Origin of the sequence: Citrobacter sp. KTE30 (assembly GCF_000398825.1) — a bacterium.
GTDB classification, from domain to species: Bacteria; Pseudomonadota; Gammaproteobacteria; order Enterobacterales; family Enterobacteriaceae; genus Citrobacter; species Citrobacter freundii.
Window position 1 is genome coordinate 1,861,041 of sequence record NZ_KB976055.1, and the last position, 18,494, is coordinate 1,879,534.

Annotated in this window: 18 protein-coding genes; 15 read left to right on the top strand and 3 right to left on the bottom strand. The window is 51.4% G+C overall.

The genetic code is table 11. From position 1 onward, the window contains the following. Positions 1–22 precede the first annotated feature (22 nt). The 7 genes from WC1_RS14145 (at position 23) to ves (ending at position 7,811) form a co-directional block, all read left to right on the top strand. The gene (locus WC1_RS14145; RefSeq protein WP_003840894.1) at positions 23–1,243 is read left to right on the top strand and encodes a succinylornithine/acetylornithine transaminase; all 1,221 of its coding nucleotides are present in this window, start codon (positions 23–25) and stop codon (positions 1,241–1,243) included. Then, complete coding sequence (gene astA / locus WC1_RS14140) at positions 1,240–2,274, top strand: arginine N-succinyltransferase (protein ID WP_003030637.1); 1,035 nt, start codon at positions 1,240–1,242, stop codon at positions 2,272–2,274. Before WC1_RS14145 ends, astA begins: the two co-directional genes overlap by 4 nt. Next, a complete protein-coding gene (gene astD, locus WC1_RS14135) occupies positions 2,271–3,749 on the top strand; it encodes a succinylglutamate-semialdehyde dehydrogenase (protein WP_016150120.1) in 1,479 nt (492 codons plus the stop codon). Before astA ends, astD begins: the two co-directional genes overlap by 4 nt. After that, entirely contained in the window at positions 3,746–5,089 is a 1,344-nt protein-coding gene (gene astB, locus WC1_RS14130) for an N-succinylarginine dihydrolase (RefSeq protein WP_003843447.1), read from the top strand. The genes astD and astB overlap by 4 nt, the downstream gene beginning before the upstream one ends. After that, a complete protein-coding gene (gene astE, locus WC1_RS14125) occupies positions 5,082–6,047 on the top strand; it encodes a succinylglutamate desuccinylase (protein ID WP_016150121.1) in 966 nt (321 codons plus the stop codon). Before astB ends, astE begins: the two co-directional genes overlap by 8 nt. 349 nt (positions 6,048–6,396) lie before the next feature. Next, entirely contained in the window at positions 6,397–6,882 is a 486-nt protein-coding gene (gene spy, locus WC1_RS14120; protein ID WP_003030629.1) for an ATP-independent periplasmic protein-refolding chaperone Spy, read from the top strand. A 353-nt stretch (positions 6,883–7,235) separates the two neighbouring features. After that, positions 7,236–7,811: an environmental stress-induced protein Ves gene (gene ves / locus WC1_RS14115; protein ID WP_003030626.1), complete on the top strand. Its 576-nt coding sequence runs from the start codon at positions 7,236–7,238 to the stop codon at positions 7,809–7,811. Here the strand turns inward: ves and cho are convergent. Then, on the bottom strand, positions 7,771–8,658 hold the full coding sequence (gene cho, locus WC1_RS14110; protein ID WP_016150122.1) for an excinuclease Cho: 888 nt from the start codon (positions 8,656–8,658) through the stop codon (positions 7,771–7,773). The two genes, ves and cho, sit on opposite strands and share 41 nt — an antisense overlap. A 131-nt stretch (positions 8,659–8,789) precedes the next feature. Beyond that, complete coding sequence (gene nadE / locus WC1_RS14105; protein WP_016150123.1) at positions 8,790–9,620, bottom strand: ammonia-dependent NAD(+) synthetase; 831 nt, start codon at positions 9,618–9,620, stop codon at positions 8,790–8,792. A 200-nt stretch (positions 9,621–9,820) separates the two neighbouring features. Here nadE and osmE point away from each other — a divergent pair, with 200 nt between their 5' ends. The 7 genes from osmE (at position 9,821) to chbG (ending at position 15,733) form a co-directional block, all read left to right on the top strand. After that, positions 9,821–10,162 (top strand): osmotically-inducible lipoprotein OsmE, encoded by a 342-nt coding sequence (osmE, locus tag WC1_RS14100; RefSeq protein ID WP_003030621.1) that lies wholly within the window; start codon positions 9,821–9,823, stop codon positions 10,160–10,162. Between the two features lie 298 nt (positions 10,163–10,460). Further along, the gene (chbB, locus tag WC1_RS14095; RefSeq protein WP_003840900.1) at positions 10,461–10,781 is read left to right on the top strand and encodes a PTS N,N'-diacetylchitobiose transporter subunit IIB; all 321 of its coding nucleotides are present in this window, start codon (positions 10,461–10,463) and stop codon (positions 10,779–10,781) included. Positions 10,782–10,868: 87 nt separating this feature from the next. Next, positions 10,869–12,227 carry a PTS N,N'-diacetylchitobiose transporter subunit IIC gene (chbC, locus tag WC1_RS14090; protein WP_003030619.1) on the top strand — a complete coding sequence of 453 codons (1,359 nt, stop codon included), beginning with the start codon at positions 10,869–10,871 and terminating at the stop codon, positions 12,225–12,227. 54 nt (positions 12,228–12,281) lie between these two features. Then, on the top strand, positions 12,282–12,629 hold the full coding sequence (gene chbA, locus WC1_RS14085; protein WP_003030618.1) for a PTS N,N'-diacetylchitobiose transporter subunit IIA: 348 nt from the start codon (positions 12,282–12,284) through the stop codon (positions 12,627–12,629). Between the two features lie 10 nt (positions 12,630–12,639). Further along, positions 12,640–13,482, top strand: coding sequence for a transcriptional regulator ChbR (gene chbR, locus WC1_RS14080; protein WP_085951594.1), 843 nt, complete (start codon positions 12,640–12,642; stop codon positions 13,480–13,482). Between the two features lie 124 nt (positions 13,483–13,606). Continuing rightward, positions 13,607–14,962 (top strand): 6-phospho-beta-glucosidase, encoded by a 1,356-nt coding sequence (locus WC1_RS14075; RefSeq protein WP_003840902.1) that lies wholly within the window; start codon positions 13,607–13,609, stop codon positions 14,960–14,962. Between the two features lie 12 nt (positions 14,963–14,974). Next, a complete protein-coding gene (chbG, locus tag WC1_RS14070; protein ID WP_016150124.1) occupies positions 14,975–15,733 on the top strand; it encodes a chitin disaccharide deacetylase in 759 nt (252 codons plus the stop codon). 36 nt (positions 15,734–15,769) lie between these two features. Here the strand turns inward: chbG and katE are convergent, their stop codons facing one another. Then, entirely contained in the window at positions 15,770–18,028 is a 2,259-nt protein-coding gene (katE, locus tag WC1_RS14065) for a catalase HPII (RefSeq protein ID WP_003840904.1), read from the bottom strand. A 192-nt stretch (positions 18,029–18,220) separates the two neighbouring features. On the opposite strand from katE, the gene cedA reads away from it, so the two are divergent. Beyond that, positions 18,221–18,484, top strand: coding sequence for a cell division activator CedA (cedA, locus tag WC1_RS14060; protein WP_071599130.1), 264 nt, complete (start codon positions 18,221–18,223; stop codon positions 18,482–18,484). Positions 18,485–18,494 lie beyond the last annotated feature (10 nt).

Genomic DNA, 18,494 nt, shown 5'->3' on the forward strand with positions numbered 1-18,494 from the left:
TTTATTTACCGTTGAGGTCGCTATGTCTCTGTCAATTACGCGTGAAAATTTTGATGAATGGATGATGCCTGTATACGCTCCGGCCCCTTTTATTCCGGTGCGGGGTGAAGGTTCACGTCTGTGGGATCAGCAGGGTAAAGAGTATATCGATTTCGCGGGAGGCATTGCGGTTAACGCGCTGGGTCACGCCCATCCGGCATTGCGCGAGGCATTAAACGACCAGGCGAGCAAATTCTGGCATACCGGAAATGGCTACACCAACGAGCCGGTATTGCGTCTGGCGAAAAAGCTGATTGACGCCACCTTCGCCGAGCGCATTTTCTTCTGTAACTCCGGCGCAGAAGCCAACGAAGCGGCACTAAAACTGGCGCGTAAATATGCCCACGATCGTTTTGGCAGCCAGAAGAGCGGGATTGTGGCGTTTAAAAATGCCTTCCATGGCCGCACGCTGTTTACCGTCAGCGCCGGCGGTCAGCCCGCCTATTCACAGGATTTCGCGCCGCTGCCGCCGGATATCCGCCATGCCGTGTATAACGATCTCGATTCTGCCAGCCAACTGATTGATGACACGACCTGTGCGGTCATCGTCGAGCCTGTCCAGGGCGAAGGCGGCGTGGTGCCGGCAACAAACGCGTTTTTGCAGGGGTTGCGTGAATTATGCGATCGCCATAATGCGCTGCTGATTTTTGATGAGGTTCAGACCGGGGTTGGCCGTACTGGCGAGCTGTATGCCTATATGCATTACGGCGTTACGCCGGACCTGCTGACGACAGCTAAAGCGCTGGGCGGTGGTTTCCCCATCGGCGCACTGCTGGCGACAGAGCATTGCGCCAGTGTGATGACGGTGGGTACGCACGGTACAACGTACGGCGGCAACCCGCTGGCGACGGCGGTGGCGGGTAAACTGCTGGAAATTGTTAACACGCCGGAAGTGCTCAACGGAGTAAAACAGCGCCACGACTGGTTTGTGGAGCGTATTAACGCCATTAACGAACGTTTTGGACTGTTTAGTGAAATTCGAGGACTCGGGCTGCTGATCGGCTGCGTGCTGAACGCGGAATTTGCCGGGAAAGCGAAACTCATCTCGCAAGAAGCGGCTGTTGCCGGGGTGATGGTACTGATTGCTGGCGCTAACGTGGTGCGTTTTGCGCCAGCGCTCAATGTCAGCGAAGAAGAAGTTGCCACCGGACTGGATCGCTTTGCGCTGGCCTGCGAACGCATTAAAGCAGGAGGTTCATCATGATGGTGATTCGTCCCATTGAACGTGCTGATATCACCGCGTTGATGCAGCTTGCCGGTAAGACCGGCGGCGGATTGACCTCGCTACCGGCGAATGAAGCGACGCTAATGGCGCGTATCGAACGTTCGCTACAAACCTGGCGCGGTGAGTTGCCCAAAAGTGAGCAGGGATATGTGTTTGTGCTGGAAGACAGCGCCAGCGGAACTGTGGCCGGGATTTGCGCCATTGAGGTGGCGGTAGGACTTAACGATCCCTGGTACAACTATCGGGTCGGCACACTGGTCCACGCCTCGAAAGAGCTGAATGTGTATAACGCGCTGCCGACGTTGTTTCTGAGTAACGATCACACGGGTAGCAGCGAGCTTTGTACGCTGTTTCTCGATCCGGACTGGCGAAAAGAAGGCAACGGCTATTTGTTGTCAAAATCACGCTTTATGTTTATGGCCGCGTTTCGTGACAAGTTTAATGAGAAGGTCGTGGCTGAGATGCGCGGCGTGATTGATGAACACGGTTACTCGCCGTTTTGGCAAAGCCTCGGCAAACGCTTTTTTTCAATGGAATTCAGCCGGGCGGATTTTCTCTGCGGAACAGGGCAAAAAGCGTTTATTGCTGAATTAATGCCCAAGCATCCTATTTACACCGATTTCCTGTCTGATGAAGCACAAAGCGTGATTGGTCAGGTTCATCCGCAAACGGCGCCCGCGCGGGCGGTGCTGGAGAAAGAGGGCTTTCGCTATCGCAACTATGTCGATATTTTCGACGGCGGACCGACGCTGGAATGCGATATTGACCGGGTGCGGGCGATTCGTAAAAGCAGGCTGGTGGAAGTGGCGGAAGGTCAGCCAGCAACCGGCGATTATCCGGCCTGTCTGGTTGCCAATGAAAACTATCAAAACTTCCGCGTCATGCTGGTTCGCGCAGACCCGGATACCCAACGTCTGGTACTGACGGCGGCACAACTGGATGCCCTGAAATGCCACGCGGGCGACCATGTACGTTTTGTGCGTCTTTGTGCAGAGGAGAAAACAGCATGACACTATGGATAAACGGTGACTGGGTGACGGGACTGGGCGAGCGCCGGGTGAAAACCAACCCAGTAGGTGGTGATGTGCTGTGGCACGGCAATGATGCCGATGCCACGCAGGTGACGCAAGCGTGCCAGGCTGCGCGTGCAGCTTTTGCCGGTTGGGCTAAACAGCCCTTCAGTGAACGCCAGGCGATTGTTGAAAAGTTTGCTTCATTGTTGGAAAGCAATAAGTCCGAGCTAACCCAGATTATCGCCAGGGAAACCGGCAAACCACGCTGGGAAGCCGCGACTGAACTGACGGCGATGATCAATAAAATCGCCATCTCCGTCAAAGCTTACCATGCCCGTACCGGAGAGCAGCACAGCGAACTACCGGATGGCGCGGCAACGTTGCGCCATCGCCCACACGGCGTGCTGGCGGTTTTTGGTCCGTATAACTTCCCAGGTCATTTACCCAATGGCCATATTGTTCCGGCATTGCTGGCAGGCAATACGTTGATTTTCAAACCCAGCGAGTTGACGCCGTGGACCGGTGAAACAGTAACAAAGCTGTGGGAACAGGCGGGATTGCCGCCGGGCGTGCTGAACCTGGTGCAGGGCGGACGTGAAACAGGGCAGGCGCTGAGTGCGCTGGAAGACCTCGATGGTCTGCTGTTTACCGGCAGTGCCAATACCGGTTATCAGTTGCATCGGCAGTTATCCGGTCAACCGGAAAAAATCCTCGCCCTCGAGATGGGGGGTAATAATCCGCTGATTATTGAGAATCCGGAGGATATTGATGCCGCGGTACATCTGACCATTCAGTCCGCATTTGTCACCGCCGGACAGCGCTGTACCTGTGCCCGCCGCCTGTTAGTTAAAAAAGGCGCGCAGGGTGATGCGTTCCTGACGCGTCTGGTAGAGGTTAGTCAGCGTTTAATGCCCGGTAACTGGGATGCGGAACCGCAGCCGTTTATGGGCGGACTGATTTCCGAACAGGCCGCGCAGCATGTCTATGATGCCTGGCAGCGTCTGGCGTCGTTGGGGGGACGTACGCTGTTGGCGCCACGTCTGGTGAAAGCCGGAACGTCACTGCTGACCCCTGGAATCATTGAACTGACCGGGGCGGCGAACGTACCTGATGAAGAGGTTTTTGGGCCGCTGCTTGGCGTATGGCGTTATGACAGTTTTGATGAGGCGATTCGTGTGGCGAACAACACCCGCTTTGGACTGTCGTGTGGGTTAGTTTCGCCCGATCGCGGCCAGTTTGAACAGCTACTGCTGGAGGCACGAGCAGGGATCGTCAACTGGAATAAGCCGTTAACCGGCGCTGCGAGTACCGCACCGTTTGGCGGCGTTGGCGCTTCCGGGAACCATCGCGCCAGCGCGTGGTATGCCGCAGATTATTGCGCCTGGCCGATGGCAAGTCTGGAATCACCGGTCTTAACGCTGCCAACGGCGCTTAGCCCCGGGCTGGATTTTTCTCGCGAGGATAATCTATGAAAGCCCGTGAGGTAAATTTTGATGGCCTGGTGGGACTGACTCACCACTATGCTGGATTGTCATTTGGTAATGAGGCCTCAACCAAACATCGATTTCAGGTGTCGAACCCGCGTCTGGCGGCGAAGCAAGGTCTGCTAAAGATGAAAGCGTTGGCGGATGCGGGTTTTCCTCAGGCGGTGATCCCCCCCCACGAGCGGCCTTTTATTCCGGTTCTGCGTCAGTTGGGTTTTAGCGGCAGTGATGAACAGGTGCTGGAGAAAGTGGCGCGTCAGGCACCTCACTGGCTCTCCAGTGCCAGCTCCGCATCGCCTATGTGGGTAGCGAATGCGGCAACGGTTTGCCCTTCAGCAGATTCGCTGGACGGGAAAGTGCATCTGACGGTGGCGAATCTGAATAATAAGTTCCACCGTTCGCTGGAAGCTCCTACTACCGAAGCGTTGCTACGGGCGATTTTCCGTGATGAGAATAGTTTTGCTGTCCACGGTGCGTTACCCCAGGTTGCGCTTTTCGGTGATGAAGGGGCGGCAAACCATAACCGCCTCGGTGGAGATTACGGCGATCCCGGTGTACAGCTATTTGTTTACGGTCGTGAAGAAGGCAATGCATCCCAGCCGAAGCGCTATCCGGCAAGGCAATCCCGTGAGGCCAGTGAGGCGGTCGCACGACTGAATCAGGTTAACCCGCATCAGTGTATTTTTGCTCAGCAAAATCCGGATGTCATCGATCTTGGTGTGTTTCATAACGATGTGATTGCGGTGTCGAATCGCCAGGTGTTGTTTTGTCATCAGCAGGCGTTTGTCAGACAGCAGGCGTTATTAGAGCAGTTGCGTAGTCAGGTGGCAGGTTTTACCCCGCTGGAAGTCCCGACTGCGGAGGTTTCGGTGCAGGATGCGGTGACTACCTATCTGTTTAACAGTCAGTTGCTGAGTCGTGACGACGGTTCGATGATGCTGGTCCTGCCGCAGGAGTGCCGGGAGCATACTGGCGTGTGGCGCTATCTGAACCGTCTTCTCGAGGAAGACAATCCGATCGATGACCTGCGGGTATTCGATCTGCGTGAAAGTATGTCCAACGGCGGCGGTCCGGCATGCTTGCGCCTGAGAGTGGTGCTCACCTTGCAGGAACAGCAGGCGGTGAATCCGGCGGTTATCATGAACGATATGCTGTTTAACACGTTGAATAACTGGGTTGACCGTTACTATCGCGATCGTCTTACCGCTGCCGACCTTGCCGACCCACAGCTGTTGCGCGAGGGGCGTGAAGCGCTGGATACGCTGACGCAATTGCTTAACCTCGGCTCTGTGTATCCTTTCCAGTTGGAGGGGATGCGCCATGGATAACTTTCTGGCTATCACGCTCGCAGGCGCCACTCCAGAGAAAACGCAAGGAACCATTCATGGTTTTGACTGGCAGTGGATCGGTCACGGAATTCTGGAACTGACGCCGCTTGCACCCGTTGAACATTCTCTGGTGCTGTCTGCGGGGATCCATGGCAATGAAACCGCGCCGGTAGAGATACTCGACTCATTGTTGTCCAGGTTATTTAGCGGCGAGCTGGCACTAACATGGCGGCTACTGGTGATTCTGGGAAACCCGCAGGCGCTTGCTGCGGGAAAACGGTATTGTCATAGCGACCTGAATCGTATGTTTGGCGGCCGGTGGCAGATTTTTACCGCGAGTGAAGAAACGCGCCGAGCCCATGAGCTTGAGCTGTGTCTGGAGGATTTTTATTCGCGGGCGAAAGAGCCAGCACGCTGGCATCTGGATCTACACACCGCGATTCGCGGTTCACAGCATCTGCGCTTTGGCGTGTTGCCACAACGCAACGTTGCCTGGGATGAGGGTTTTCTTGAATGGCTGGGAGATGCGGGACTGGAGGCGCTGGTCTTTCATCAGACGCCTGGCGGTACCTTCACCCATTTTAGCGGGGAACATTTTGGCGCACTGGCCTGTACGCTGGAACTCGGTAAAGCGCTACCGTTTGGACAAAACGATCTGTCCCAGTTTGCGCAAACGGCAGACGCACTGGCGCAGTTGCTGCGAGGCGAGCGAGTATCGACGGGAGAAACATCTCCGCTGCGCTACCGCGTAGTGTCGCAAATCACGCGACGTAGCGACGATTTCATTCTTCATATGGATAACCAGACGCTCAACTTTACCCCTTTTAAAGAGGGAACCTTGCTGGCGCAGGACGGTGATGAACGTTTTATTGTCACCCATGATGTTGAATACGTTCTCTTTCCGAATCCCAACGTGGCCTGTGGTTTACGTGCCGGGCTGATGCTCCAAAAAATGTGATAAATATATATGCCTTGCAGGTTTATCCTTCAGGGCTTATTTTTGCGTGCTGTTTTTATTTATTACGGATTATTCCTGGTGAATTGCTTTCTTAATAATCAGGTTTCAGGTATAGTTCTTCATAATCCTTTCAAAATCATCCTGTTGTAATTTTTTATTGCAACTCTGCGCAATTTATTCTTTTTTTCTTCATAATTGATGAAAATTTGTTTTTTATACTTTCACTGTTTTACCGTTGCTCTGATTAATTGACGCTTAAGCCGGTAAAGTTAATCTCGTCAACACGACATCACATTGCATAAGAGTCGCATGAGTGTCGTAAAAATAACTGAAAGAAAGGATAGAAATTATGCGTAAACTGACTGCTCTGTTTGTTGCCTCTACTCTGGCCCTGGGTGCTGCCAACCTGGCTCACGCCGCTGACACCACAACAGCTGCGCCAGCTGATGCCAAACCGATGATGCACCACAACGGTAAATTCGCTCCGCATCACGACATGATGTTCAAAGACCTGAACCTGACCGATGCTCAGAAACAGCAGATTCGCGAGATCATGAAAGGTCAACGCGACCAGATGAAACGTCCGCCGCTGGAAGAGCGTCGCGCGATGCACGACATTATTGCCAGCGATAGTTTCGATAAAGCGAAAGCCGAAGCGCAGATTGCGAAGATGGAAGAACAGCGCAAAGCCAACATGCTGGCGCATATGGAAACTCAGAACAAGATTTACAACATTCTGACCCCGGAACAGAAAAAGCAGTTTAATGCCAATTTTGAGAAGCGTCTGACAGAACGTGCAGCGCAGAAAGGTAAAATGCCACAAGCTGCCGAGTAATCGATCAGCGTCTACACTAAATCATTCATGCTGTGTTGCACTGATTGCCGCACAGCGTGAAACCAAACTCAAGACCGCCGCTCTTGTCCACAACACGTTTAACGATGTGGGCAGGATCGGCGGTTTTTTCTTTCCTGCCTATTGCACCGGACACACGACACGCTATTCTCCTGAAGCCCGTGAAAATTCTACCTGGATCAGCGCGTTATTCTTTTTTGCAAAACACCGGGTTCATCGCTAAGGCAAATCAACTCTGCTGCCGATAACAATAATCTGCAGGGTGAACATACCAATGATGATTTATGGCTGCCTGTTTACGGCGGGTTGCCGTGCTGCGTCTTTCTGGAGGGATGATGGAATACTTTGATATCCGCAAAATGCCGGTCAATCTGTGGCGAAATGGTGCGGGAGAAACCCGTGAGATTTGCTGTTTTCCGCCAGCAACACGAGATTTTCACTGGCGGGCGAGTATCGCCTCCATTGCAGCCAACGGAGAGTTTTCTCTCTTTCCCGGCGTAGAACGCGTGATTACCCTGCTGGAAGGTGGAGAAGTGACCCTGGAAGAGTCAAACACCTTCACACATACTCTGAAACAGCATCAGCCTTTTACCTTTGCCGGTGACAAGGTGGTAAAAGCGAAGCTGACAGAAGGGCAGATGTCGATGGATTTCAATATCATGACCCGACGGGATGTCTGCCAGGCGAAAGTCAGAGTTGCCGACCGCACGTTTACGACTTTTGGTTCGCGCGGCGGCGTGGTATTTGTTATCAGCGGTGCCTGGCAACTGGGCGATAAGCTACTGACCGCCGATCAGGGTGCAAGCTGGCACGACGGTAAACACACCTTACGACTGCTGGAGCGCGAGGGAAAACTGCTGTTCAGCGAGATTAACTGGATGCCGGGCCATTCTCCGGACGCAGTTCAATAATGTCATATTGACCAGACAGAACAGGCCGGCAGAGAATTTTGTAGCCATCATGGTCAAAGCCGGCCGGCATACGCGCCAGGGTAGCCGCTTCATCCAGCGTTGAAACGGCTCCCAGCCACAGCCAGTTGTTGATGATATGGTACTGTGTCATTTCAGCGCGGGTTTCCTGCAGCGCAATGGCATTGCTCCATGGCCAGCAAATCACTCTCACTCTTTCCAGCGCCTCTAACAGACGCAAATGATGGGCTTCATGACTCTCTTTCCCGCAGCACGCTCCGGCGCATCGCTTAAGCGCGGAGCGAAAACAGGCGCGCCCGCGACTCAGGGGTTCCAGCCCCAACAGGCCGTAGCACAGCTGCTGTTCATCCGCGAGGCTTTGCAACGCTTGTAGCGCTGCGCGACGATTGGCAAACAGGCCAAACAGATTGGGGGCATGGGAGAAATCAATATCTCGTGCGTAGACAACCTGAACAGTTCGGTCGGTAAGCTGCAAGGCGCAAAGCTGACGATTGCGCCGCAGTCGTTTATTAAACAACGGCTGCTGTTCTTTGATCAATCGCGCTTCCAGCAGCAGGGCACCAATTTCTCCCGCGGTACAAATCCAGCTAATGCGTTTGGCCTGACGCAGCATTGCTGCTTCGTTTGCGGTACGCAGGTGTGCCATCACGCGGCTGCGAATATTGACGCTTTTACCAATATAGAGCGGCATAGTGTCGCTTTCACTGTGAAACAGATAGACGCCTGGTACAGCGGGAAGCTCACTCAAAAATGGACGCAGGTGCTCAGGATATTCATAGATTGCCGCTGCCTCAAATGTCAGGCGCGGGGCTGATTGACGCCGTACCACTTCTCACTCCGGATGCTGGTTATTCATCCAGTGTAGCAGTTTGGAACCGATTAAAAAAGCGGCATCAGATCAGGAAAAGGGACCGGACAGCGGTGATCTCAGTGCTATCCGGCAATATGTGACTAAAAGAATTACGCTTTTTTCCAGAAGTCATCAAACACCGTAATCGGTGTGCGACGTTTGTGCTCGGTCTTCAGATACCAGCCTTCAATTTTTTTCACGACGTCGGCAGCCAGCGTTTTTCCTTCCAGATAATCGTCGATGTTGTCATAGGTGACGCCTAATGCGGCTTCATCCGGCAGAGAAGGACGATCGTCTTCGAGATCGGCGGTTGGTGCTTTCTTATATAAATGTTCCGGGCAACCCAGCGCGGCAAGCAGTTGCTTACCCTGACGCTTGTTCAAACGGAAAATAGGGTTAATGTCAGTACCGCCATCGCCGTATTTGGTGAAAAATCCGGTGATGGCTTCTGCTGCATGATCGGTTCCCACGACAACGCCGCTGGTCATGCCGGCGATACTGTACTGAGCCTTCATACGTTCACGGGCTTTTTCATTGCCACGGACAAAATCGCTCAGTTCAATACCCGCTTCACGCAGGGCCTGTTCACTGGCCAGTACCGCACCCTTAATATTGACGGTGAGTACGCGGTCCGGTTGGATAAAGGCGATGGCATCCTGACAGTCCTGTTCATCAGCCTGAACGCCATATGGCAGACGTACGGCAATAAACTGCAGCGCGTCATTCCCCGTTTCTTCGCGAAGCTCGGAAATAGCCATCTGGCATAGTTTTCCCACGAGCGTTGAGTCCTGCCCGCCGCTAATCCCTAATACCAGTGATTTCAGAAAGGGGTAGGTCTGCAGATAAGATTTAAGGAAATCCACGCTGCGGCGAATTTCTTCTTCTGCATTGATGTGCGGTTTTGCGCCAAGCGCCTGGATTATCTCTTGCTGCAGAGTCATTTAACCCCCTATGGAAAATAAAATGATCAAAAAAATGATGTGTTAAAATTATCGCGTTGAGGCCCAAACGACAAGGGATGCGAGCATCATTTTGTTTTAATAGAATTTTCCGAAACTGCCTAAGTATCATCTGATTGCTTGAAAAATGCGTTGTTGTGCTCCAGGCTTATATAACACGCTGAAATACAAGAGGACGGAATATGAACAAGAACCTAACAGGAATTCTGAGTGCAGCGGCTGTTTTGACTATGCTGGCAGGGTGTACGGCTTACGATCGTACCAAAGACCAATTTGTTCAGCCCGTGGTGAAAGATGTGAAGAAAGGGATGAGCCGGGCGCAGGTGGCGCAGATTGCCGGTAAACCTTCTTCTGAAGTCAGCATGATTCATGCGCGAGGGACATGCCAGACCTACATCCTGGGTCAACGAGATGGTAAAGCTGAAACCTATTTTGTTGCTTTAGATGACACCGGACATGTGATTAACTCCGGTTACCAGACCTGCGCAGAGTACGACACCGACCCGCAGGCGGCGAAGAAGTAACAACTGCTTATTGCCTGAGCATTCAGACGAACCGGCCATCGTGCCGGTTTTTTTGTGCCGAACGATCTTATTTATTGCCGCGAATTATTTGCCCGAAATGTGAGGGGGGTCATAACGACAGGTCAAGGAGAGACAATTTAGTTGGTCAAGGAAATACCATCCACTGGTGCAATCCCGTATACTCATTTCAGCCACCTAAAAAAGTAATTTAGCTGACGCAAGTTACCCAGAGCATGGATGCAGGTTATGGCTTGCGGAGTGTCTGGTTGACAGATAATCGCATATGAGGATCGTTTTAATGGAAAAGAAACACATTTATCTGTTTTGTTCTGCGGGCATGTCGACTTCATTGTTGGTTTCGAAGATGCGTGCTCAGGCCGAAAAATACGAAGTGCCGGTTATTATTGAAGCGTTTCCTGAAACGCTGGCCGGAGAAAAAGGTCCAACGGCCGATGTCGTGTTATTAGGTCCACAAATTGCTTATATGTTGCCCGAAATTCAGCGTTTGTTACCCAACAAGCCTGTGGAAGTGATTGACTCGCTGCTGTATGGCAAAGTCGATGGTTTAGGCGTGCTTAAGGCTGCTGTTGCAGCAATTAAAAAAGCCGCAGCAAATTAATTATTTTATTTTAATTTTTCCCGTCAAAGAGTTATTTCATTAACATTCACCGCAATTTTTAATTGCGGTATTTAAGGGTATTTTTCTATGAGTAACGCTATTGCTTCACTTGAAAAGGTACTCCTTCCTTTTGCTGTAAAAATTGGAAAGCAGCCACACGTTAATGCAATCAAGAACGGTTTTATTCGTTTAATGCCGTTAACCCTCGCAGGGGCCATGTTTGTATTAATCAATAACGTTTTCCTGAGCTTTGGGGAGGGGTCGTTTTTTTATTCAATGGGCATTCGACTTGATGCTTCAACTATTGAAACGCTGAATAGCTTGAAAGGCATTGGTGGAAACGTCTATAACGGTACGCTGGGTATCATGTCATTGATGGCACCGTTCTTTATCGGCATGGCGCTGGCAGAAGAACGTAAAGTCGACTCACTGGCTGCCGGGCTGTTATCTGTCGCCGCGTTTATGACCGTAACGCCTTATAGCGTGGGTGAAGCCTATGCCGTTGGTGCGAACTGGCTCGGCGGTGCCAATATTATTTCCGGTATCATTATCGGCCTCGCGGTCGCGGAAATGTTCACCTTTGTGGTTCGTCGCAATTGGGTCATTAAATTACCTGATAGCGTACCGACATCTGTATCGCGCTCTTTCTCTGCGCTGATTCCTGGCTTCCTTATCCTCTCCATTATGGGGATCATCGCCTGGGCATTGAACACCTGGGGTACGAACTTCCACCAGATCATTATGGATTCCATTTCAACTCCGCTGGCGTCGTTGGGCAGCGTGGTGGGCTGGGCCTACGTGATTTTTGTTCCGCTGCTGTGGTTCTTTGGTATTCACGGTTCACTGGCGCTGACTGCGCTGGACAGCGGTATCATGACGCCATGGGCGCTGGAAAACATCTCTATCTACCAACAGTTTGGTTCCGTAGATGCCGCGCTGGAAGCCGGTAAGACGTTCCACGTCTGGGCGAAACCGATGCTCGACTCCTATATTTTCCTTGGGGGTAGCGGGGCAACGCTGGGTCTGATTATCGCTATCTTCCTGGCATCGCGTCGTCCTGACTATCGTCAGGTTGCTAAACTGGCACTGCCATCAGGTCTGTTCCAGATTAACGAACCTATCCTGTTCGGTCTGCCGATCATCATGAACCCGGTGATGTTTATCCCGTTCATCCTGGTGCAACCGATACTGGCGGCGATTACGCTGGCAGCTTATTACTCAGGCATTATTCCACCGATTACCAACATTGCACCGTGGACCATGCCAACCGGTTTGGGCGCGTTCTTTAACACCAACGGTAGTGTCGCTGCTCTGCTGGTCGCGCTGTTCAACCTCGGTATCGCAACGCTGGTTTACCTGCCGTTCGTGGTGGTAGCCAACAAAGCGCAGAACGTTATTGACCAAGAAGAAAGCGAAGAAGATATCGCTAACGCATTGAAATTCTAAATTTAATCCGGCATGGCTTCACGGTCATGCCGGACTGAACCAGAGGAAAAAAGTATGTTGGATATCGAGAATATCGTCGACACGCAGTCCGAAGCAGAAGAACTTGAAGAAGTGGTGATGGGCCTCATCATCAACTCCGGTCAGGCGCGTAGCCTGGCGTACGGCGCACTTAAAATGGCCAAGCAAGGCGATTTCGAGTCGGCCAAGGCGATGATGGACCAGTCTCGTCTGGCTCTGAACGAAGCGCACCTCGTGCAAACGAAACTGATTGAAGGCGATCAGGGTGAAGGTAAAATGAAAGTTAGCCTGGTGCTGGTCCACGCGCAGGACCACCTGATGACATCAATGCTGGCGCGTGAGCTGGTGACTGAACTGATTGAACTTCACGAAAAGCTGAAATAGCGAGGAGTGCATAATGCAGCTACAGATTAACGCACCGGAAATCAAAACTGTTTATGAACAGCAACTGTTTAATGGCAAAAATTTCCATGTGTTCATCTATAACAAAACTGAGAGTATCAGCGGGCTGCATCAGCATGACTACTATGAATTTACCCTGGTTTTAACCGGGCGCTATTATCAGGAAATCAACGGCAAACGCGTACTACTCGAACGTGGAGACTTTGTCTTTATCCCGTTGGGATCGCACCACCAAAGTTTTTATGATTTTGGTGCGACAAGGATCCTTAACGTCGGCATCAGTAAACGTTTTTTTGAACAGCACTATCACCCGCTACTGCCATTTTGTTTCGTTGCATCGCAGGTCTATCGGGCGAATAACTCGTTTCTTACCTATATTGAAACGGTTATTGCATCACTTAACTTTCGCGAGAGCGGACTGGATGAATTTGTAGAAGTGGTCACCTTCTATATTATTAATCGGTTACGTCATCACCGCGAAGAGCAGGTGTTGGATGATATTCCGCAGTGGCTTAAAACCACCGTTGAGACCATGCATGACAAACGGCAGTTTAGCGAGAATGCGCTGGAAAATATGGTACAACTGTCCGCGAAATCCCAGGAGTACCTGACCCGCGCAACCCAGCGTTATTACAGCAAAACGCCGATGCAGATTATTAATGAAATCCGCATTAACTTTGCTAAAAAACAGCTGGAAATGACGAACTATTCTGTAACGGATATTGCTTACGAGTCTGGCTACAGTAGTCCAAGCTTGTTTATTAAAACGTTTAAAAAGCTGACGTCGTTTACACCGAATAGCTACCGTAAGAAATTAACTGAATTTAATCAGTAGATATTATTTGCCAATAACCCATTTTTTATAGCTTGCCCAAAATAGCGTCGGGACAGCCACGCTATACCTGACATACGGGTTGAGCATAATACACGTCAGTGTTTTGACACTGAAGGGAGAAAGTATGAGCCAGAAATTAAAAGTCGTCACTATCGGTGGCGGGAGCAGCTACACCCCTGAATTACTTGAAGGCTTTATTAAGCGCTATCATGAATTACCGGTTTCTGAGTTGTGGCTGGTTGATGTCGACGGTGGAAAAGAGAAACTGGACATTATTTTTGACCTATGCCAGCGCATGATCGATAAAGCCGGCGTGCCGATGAAGTTGTTTAAAACGCTGGATCGCCGTGAAGCACTGAAAGATGCTGATTTCGTTACCACCCAGCTGCGTGTAGGGCAGCTGCAAGCCCGTGAAAAGGATGAACGCATTCCGCTGAGCCACGGGTATCTGGGGCAGGAAACCAACGGCGCTGGCGGGTTGTTCAAAGGCCTGCGTACCATTCCGGTTATCTTTGATATTGTTAAAGATGTGGAAGAACTGTGCCCGAATGCGTGGGTGATCAACTTCACTAACCCAGCCGGGATGGTGACTGAGGCGGTTTATCGCCATACGAATTTCAAGAAATTCATCGGCGTATGTAATATTCCGATCGGCATGAAAATGTTCATCAGCGACGTGCTGGCGCTGAAAGAGAGCGATGACTTATCTATCGACCTGTTTGGTCTGAACCATATGGTCTTCATTAAGGATGTTCTGGTCAACGGTGTGTCACGCTTTGATGAACTGCTTGACGGCGTTGCTTCGGGTCAGTTGAAAGCCTCTGGCGTGAAGAACATCTTCGACCTGCCGTTCAGCGAAGGATTGATTCGTTCGCTGAAGCTGCTGCCGTGCTCGTATCTGCTGTACTACTTCAAGCCAAAAGAGATGCTGGCGATCGAAATGGGCGAGTACTATAAGGGTGGCGCACGTGCTCAGGTAGTACAAAAAGTTGAAAAACAACTGTTTGAGCTCTACAAAAATCCTGAGCTAAACGTTAAACCGAAAGAGCTGGAGCAGCGCGGCGGGGCCTATTACTCCGATGCGGCCTGTGAAGTGATCAATGCCATCTACAATGACAAACAGACCGAGCACTATGTCAACGTTCCTCACCATGGGCATGTTGATAATATTCCTGCCGACTGGGCGGTTGAGATGACCTGTACGCTGGGGCGCAACGGTGCTACGCCGCATCCGCGAATTACCCATTTTGATGAGAAAGTGCTCGGCCTTATCTATACCATTAAAGGTTTTGAAGTGGCGGCGAGCAACGCAGCGTTGAGCGGTGAGCTGAATGATGTGCTGCTGGCGCTGAACCTGAGCCCGCTGGTGCATTCTGACAGCGATGCCGAAATTCTGGCGCGTGAACTGATTCTGGCGCATGAAAAATGGCTGCCAAACTTCGCCGGGTGCATTGAGAAACTCAAAAGCGAACAACACTAACTGAGGTCGGCTATGGAACGCGTACTGATTGTAAATGCGGATGATTTTGGCCTGAGTAAAGGACAAAACTACGGCATTGTTGAAGCTTGTCGCAATGGTGTTGTCACCTCGACAACGGCGCTGATTAACGGTGCGGCAATTGACCATGCGGTACAGCTGAGTCGCGACATACCTGAACTTGCCGTCGGAATGCACTTTGTTCTGACGCTGGGCAGGCCGTTGACGGCAATGCCGGGCCTTACTCGTGACGGGGTACTGGGGAAATGGATCTGGCAGATGGCTGAGGAAGACACTCTGCCGCTGGATGAAATTTCTCAGGAACTGGCCGCACAGTATCAGCGTTTTATTGACCTGTTCGGGCGGGAGCCGACGCATCTGGATAGCCATCACCATGTGCATATGTTCCCGCAAATTTTCCCTATCGTAGCAAGGTTTGCTGCCCAGAAGGGGATTGCGTTGCGTATCGATCGTCAGGCGGTATTCCAGGCGTCTGACTTACCGGAAACCTTACGGACTTCCCAGGGATTCAGCAGCGAGTTTTACGGTGAGGCGATTTCTGAAGCTCTGTTTTTGCAGACGCTTGATGCGTCAGCCGATCGCGGAGAATCCTCGCTGGAAGTGATGTGTCATCCGGCTTTTATCGATGACATCATTCGTCAAAGTGCCTACTGTTACCCCCGCTTAACTGAGCTCGACGTGCTGACGTCTTCGTCACTGAAATATGCTATTGCGGAGCGCGGTTATCGTCTTGGCAGTTTTCTGAACGTGTAATTCCTGAGTTTGCGGCGCTTAATGCGCCGCATTTTTTTAGGCCGGAATCGTGTCTATTTTTCCGGCGCGTGACCAGACGCGGTGCGCGGTCATCAGCGTCAGCAGGGTATCCATGAACTGTGTGTCTGCACTGTCCGCTTCCACCACGCCTTCTTCTCCTTCCTTTTTGATATTCAACGTTGCTTTAAACCGACGAGCATCGCCAGCCAGGGCGATAGGTTTTAAGTGTTTATACGCTTCGAGTAAGTAATATCGGGCATCTCCGTTCATTGCGATATCCGCAATATTCCCACATGGAACAATGACTGCATCGACCGTCAGGGATGGCGAACCCGCAAAGGTACCGGCGATTGTCAGAACGGAGCCATCGTCGGCAACCACATTCCCCATTCGGGAATAGAGCAGTTTTGCATGAACACCTTCGGCCTGTAGGGCTTGCATGATGGCGAGCAGATCGGCCGATTTCACCTGGTCATTAAGTAAAATGGCGACCACACGGCCCTTAATCTCACCTTGCGCACCTGCATATAAACTGAGTGACGGCGCATTTTTCAAACCGTTGACATTGGCCGGCGGTATAATTTTGGTTTGTTCCTCAGTGAGTTCAAAACCCAGATTCCTGGCAACCGCCGTGGCGAGGGCAGTATCAATATGAGCTAACTGTTCGACCACTCTTTCTCTGATATAGGGGCGCGTAACTTTGCTAAGTTCGAAACTGAATCCGCCGATAATATGCTGCTGTTCAATTGGCGTCTGACTTAGCCAGAACAGACGAGGCTGCGCATAGTATTCGCCGAAAGAGGGGCTGCGTTCGCGGATTTTGTTTCCTTCAATCCGTTCCTGATACGACTCAAATCCACCGCGTTTTGGCCCCGGAGGTGTTTCACGCGGCCAGTTATCATTGATGGAATTCGGTTCATAGTTGGCCGGGTTAGTATCGATGTCCATGCGATGCATGCCGTCACGCTGGAAATTATGATACGGACAGGTTGGGCGATTAATTGGGATTTCATGGAAGTTGGGCCCGCCCAGACGACTGATCTGGGTATCGGTATAGGAGAACAAGCGGCCCTGCAACAAGGGATCGTTAGTAAAATCGATGCCCGGGACGATGTGTCCGGGATGAAAAGCTACTTGCTCATTTTCGGCGAAAAAATTGTCCGGATTGCGGTTTAGCACCATTTTACCGACGAGTTGTACCGGAACCAGTTCTTCAGGTATCAATTTCGTTGGATCGAGCAGGTCAAAATCGAACTTGAATTCGTCCTCTTCAGGAATGAGCTGTAGCCCCAGTTCATATTCCGGATAATCGCCCGCTTCAATCGCCTCCCACAGATCGCGGCGATGAAAGTCGGGATCCCGACCGGTAAGTTTTTGCGCTTCATCCCATACCAGCGAAGCTTTGCCTGCCAGCGGTTTCCAGTGGAAACGGACAAAGGTGGCTTTCCCTTGCGCATTAATCAACCGAAATGTGTGAATACCAAAGCCTTCCATCGTGCGATAGCTGCGCGGAATACCCCGATCGGACATTGCCCATATGACGTTGTGCAACGTTTCAGGCTGTAATGAGACATAATCCCAGAAGGTGTCATGGGCGCTTTGGCCCTGCGGGATGGCCCAATGCGGCTCCGGTTTAACCGCATGGACGAAATCTGGGAATTTATGGGCATCCTGAATAAAGAAGATGGGAGTATTGTTTCCCACCAGGTCGAAAATGCCCTCTTCAGTGTAAAACTTGGTCGCAAATCCCCGTATATCTCTGACCGTATCCGCAGAGCCTGCGCCGCCCTGAACCGTAGAGAATCGGACAAAAACCGGGGTGATTTTATTTTCATCACTCAGAAAGTCCGCTTTCGTCGTCGCGCTGAGACTGGCATAGGGCTGAAAGTAACCGTGAGCGGCAGAACCTCGGGCATGTACGATCCTCTCCGGGATGCGTTCATGATCAAAATGGGTGATTTTTTCCCGCAGGATGAAGTCTTCCAGCAGAGTTGGCCCACGGTTTCCGGCGCGCAGAGAGTTTTGATCGTCCGCAATGCGCACGCCCTGATTGGTGGTCAGGGCAAAATCCTCGCTTCCTTTGCGAAAACTGTCCAGCGCGTTGAGTTTGTCACTTGTGACGTCAGGTGCTTTTAAGCTGCCGGATGTGGTGGGTTGCATGCCTGGTGGCGTGGGTTCAGGCGCTGGCTGATGTGAACCGTCTGCTGGCGCCAGTGAGTCAAGTCCTGGCTGGGATTCGCTGGCATCATGAACCGGCGCTGAGTGATGGAGTGGGTGCTTATCGTTCTGTGACATTAAACTCGTCTCCTGTTTTCATCGCTGAAAGGGTCGTTGTTGCTGTCAAAAACTTTAACTATAGACCACTCATTCAGCGGCGCAGGTACAGGTTGATGACGTAAAGCGCGATGAACCAGGCAAACAGCGCACGCAAGGCAGGACGTCAGGAGGCAAAATCGGCTAAGATAGCGGTTTTCTGAATTTAAGAATTTGTCTTTAGTGAAGCAACTGATTATGAAACCTCTTCGCCAACAAAATCGTCCGGTTATCAGCTATGTTCCTCGCGTGGAGCCCGCTCCACCAGAGCATGCGATTAAAATGGATGTGTTTCGTGACGTATGGATACTGCGCGGAAAATATGTCGCTTTTGTCTTAATGGGGGAGTCGTTTCAACGTTCGCCTGCATTTACGGTCCCGGAATCAGCGCAGCGCTGGGCTAATCAGGTTCGTCAGGAAAATGAACTGAGCGATTAATGGATATAAA

What these genes read in the sequence shown, in the direction of transcription:
- WC1_RS14145 (WP_003840894.1), top strand. Translation starts at nt 23, where the DNA reads ATGTCTCTGTCAATTACGCGTGAAAATTTTGATGAATGGATGATGCCT.
- astA (WP_003030637.1), top strand. Translation starts at nt 1,240, where the DNA reads ATGATGGTGATTCGTCCCATTGAACGTGCTGATATCACCGCGTTGATG.
- astD (WP_016150120.1), top strand. Translation starts at nt 2,271, where the DNA reads ATGACACTATGGATAAACGGTGACTGGGTGACGGGACTGGGCGAGCGC.
- astB (WP_003843447.1), top strand. Translation starts at nt 3,746, where the DNA reads ATGAAAGCCCGTGAGGTAAATTTTGATGGCCTGGTGGGACTGACTCAC.
- astE (WP_016150121.1), top strand. Translation starts at nt 5,082, where the DNA reads ATGGATAACTTTCTGGCTATCACGCTCGCAGGCGCCACTCCAGAGAAA.
- spy (WP_003030629.1), top strand. Translation starts at nt 6,397, where the DNA reads ATGCGTAAACTGACTGCTCTGTTTGTTGCCTCTACTCTGGCCCTGGGT.
- ves (WP_003030626.1), top strand. Translation starts at nt 7,236, where the DNA reads ATGGAATACTTTGATATCCGCAAAATGCCGGTCAATCTGTGGCGAAAT.
- nadE (WP_016150123.1), bottom strand. Translation starts at nt 9,620, where the DNA reads ATGACTCTGCAGCAAGAGATAATCCAGGCGCTTGGCGCAAAACCGCAC.
- osmE (WP_003030621.1), top strand. Translation starts at nt 9,821, where the DNA reads ATGAACAAGAACCTAACAGGAATTCTGAGTGCAGCGGCTGTTTTGACT.
- chbB (WP_003840900.1), top strand. Translation starts at nt 10,461, where the DNA reads ATGGAAAAGAAACACATTTATCTGTTTTGTTCTGCGGGCATGTCGACT.
- chbC (WP_003030619.1), top strand. Translation starts at nt 10,869, where the DNA reads ATGAGTAACGCTATTGCTTCACTTGAAAAGGTACTCCTTCCTTTTGCT.
- chbA (WP_003030618.1), top strand. Translation starts at nt 12,282, where the DNA reads ATGTTGGATATCGAGAATATCGTCGACACGCAGTCCGAAGCAGAAGAA.
- WC1_RS14075 (WP_003840902.1), top strand. Translation starts at nt 13,607, where the DNA reads ATGAGCCAGAAATTAAAAGTCGTCACTATCGGTGGCGGGAGCAGCTAC.
- chbG (WP_016150124.1), top strand. Translation starts at nt 14,975, where the DNA reads ATGGAACGCGTACTGATTGTAAATGCGGATGATTTTGGCCTGAGTAAA.
- katE (WP_003840904.1), bottom strand. Translation starts at nt 18,028, where the DNA reads ATGTCACAGAACGATAAGCACCCACTCCATCACTCAGCGCCGGTTCAT.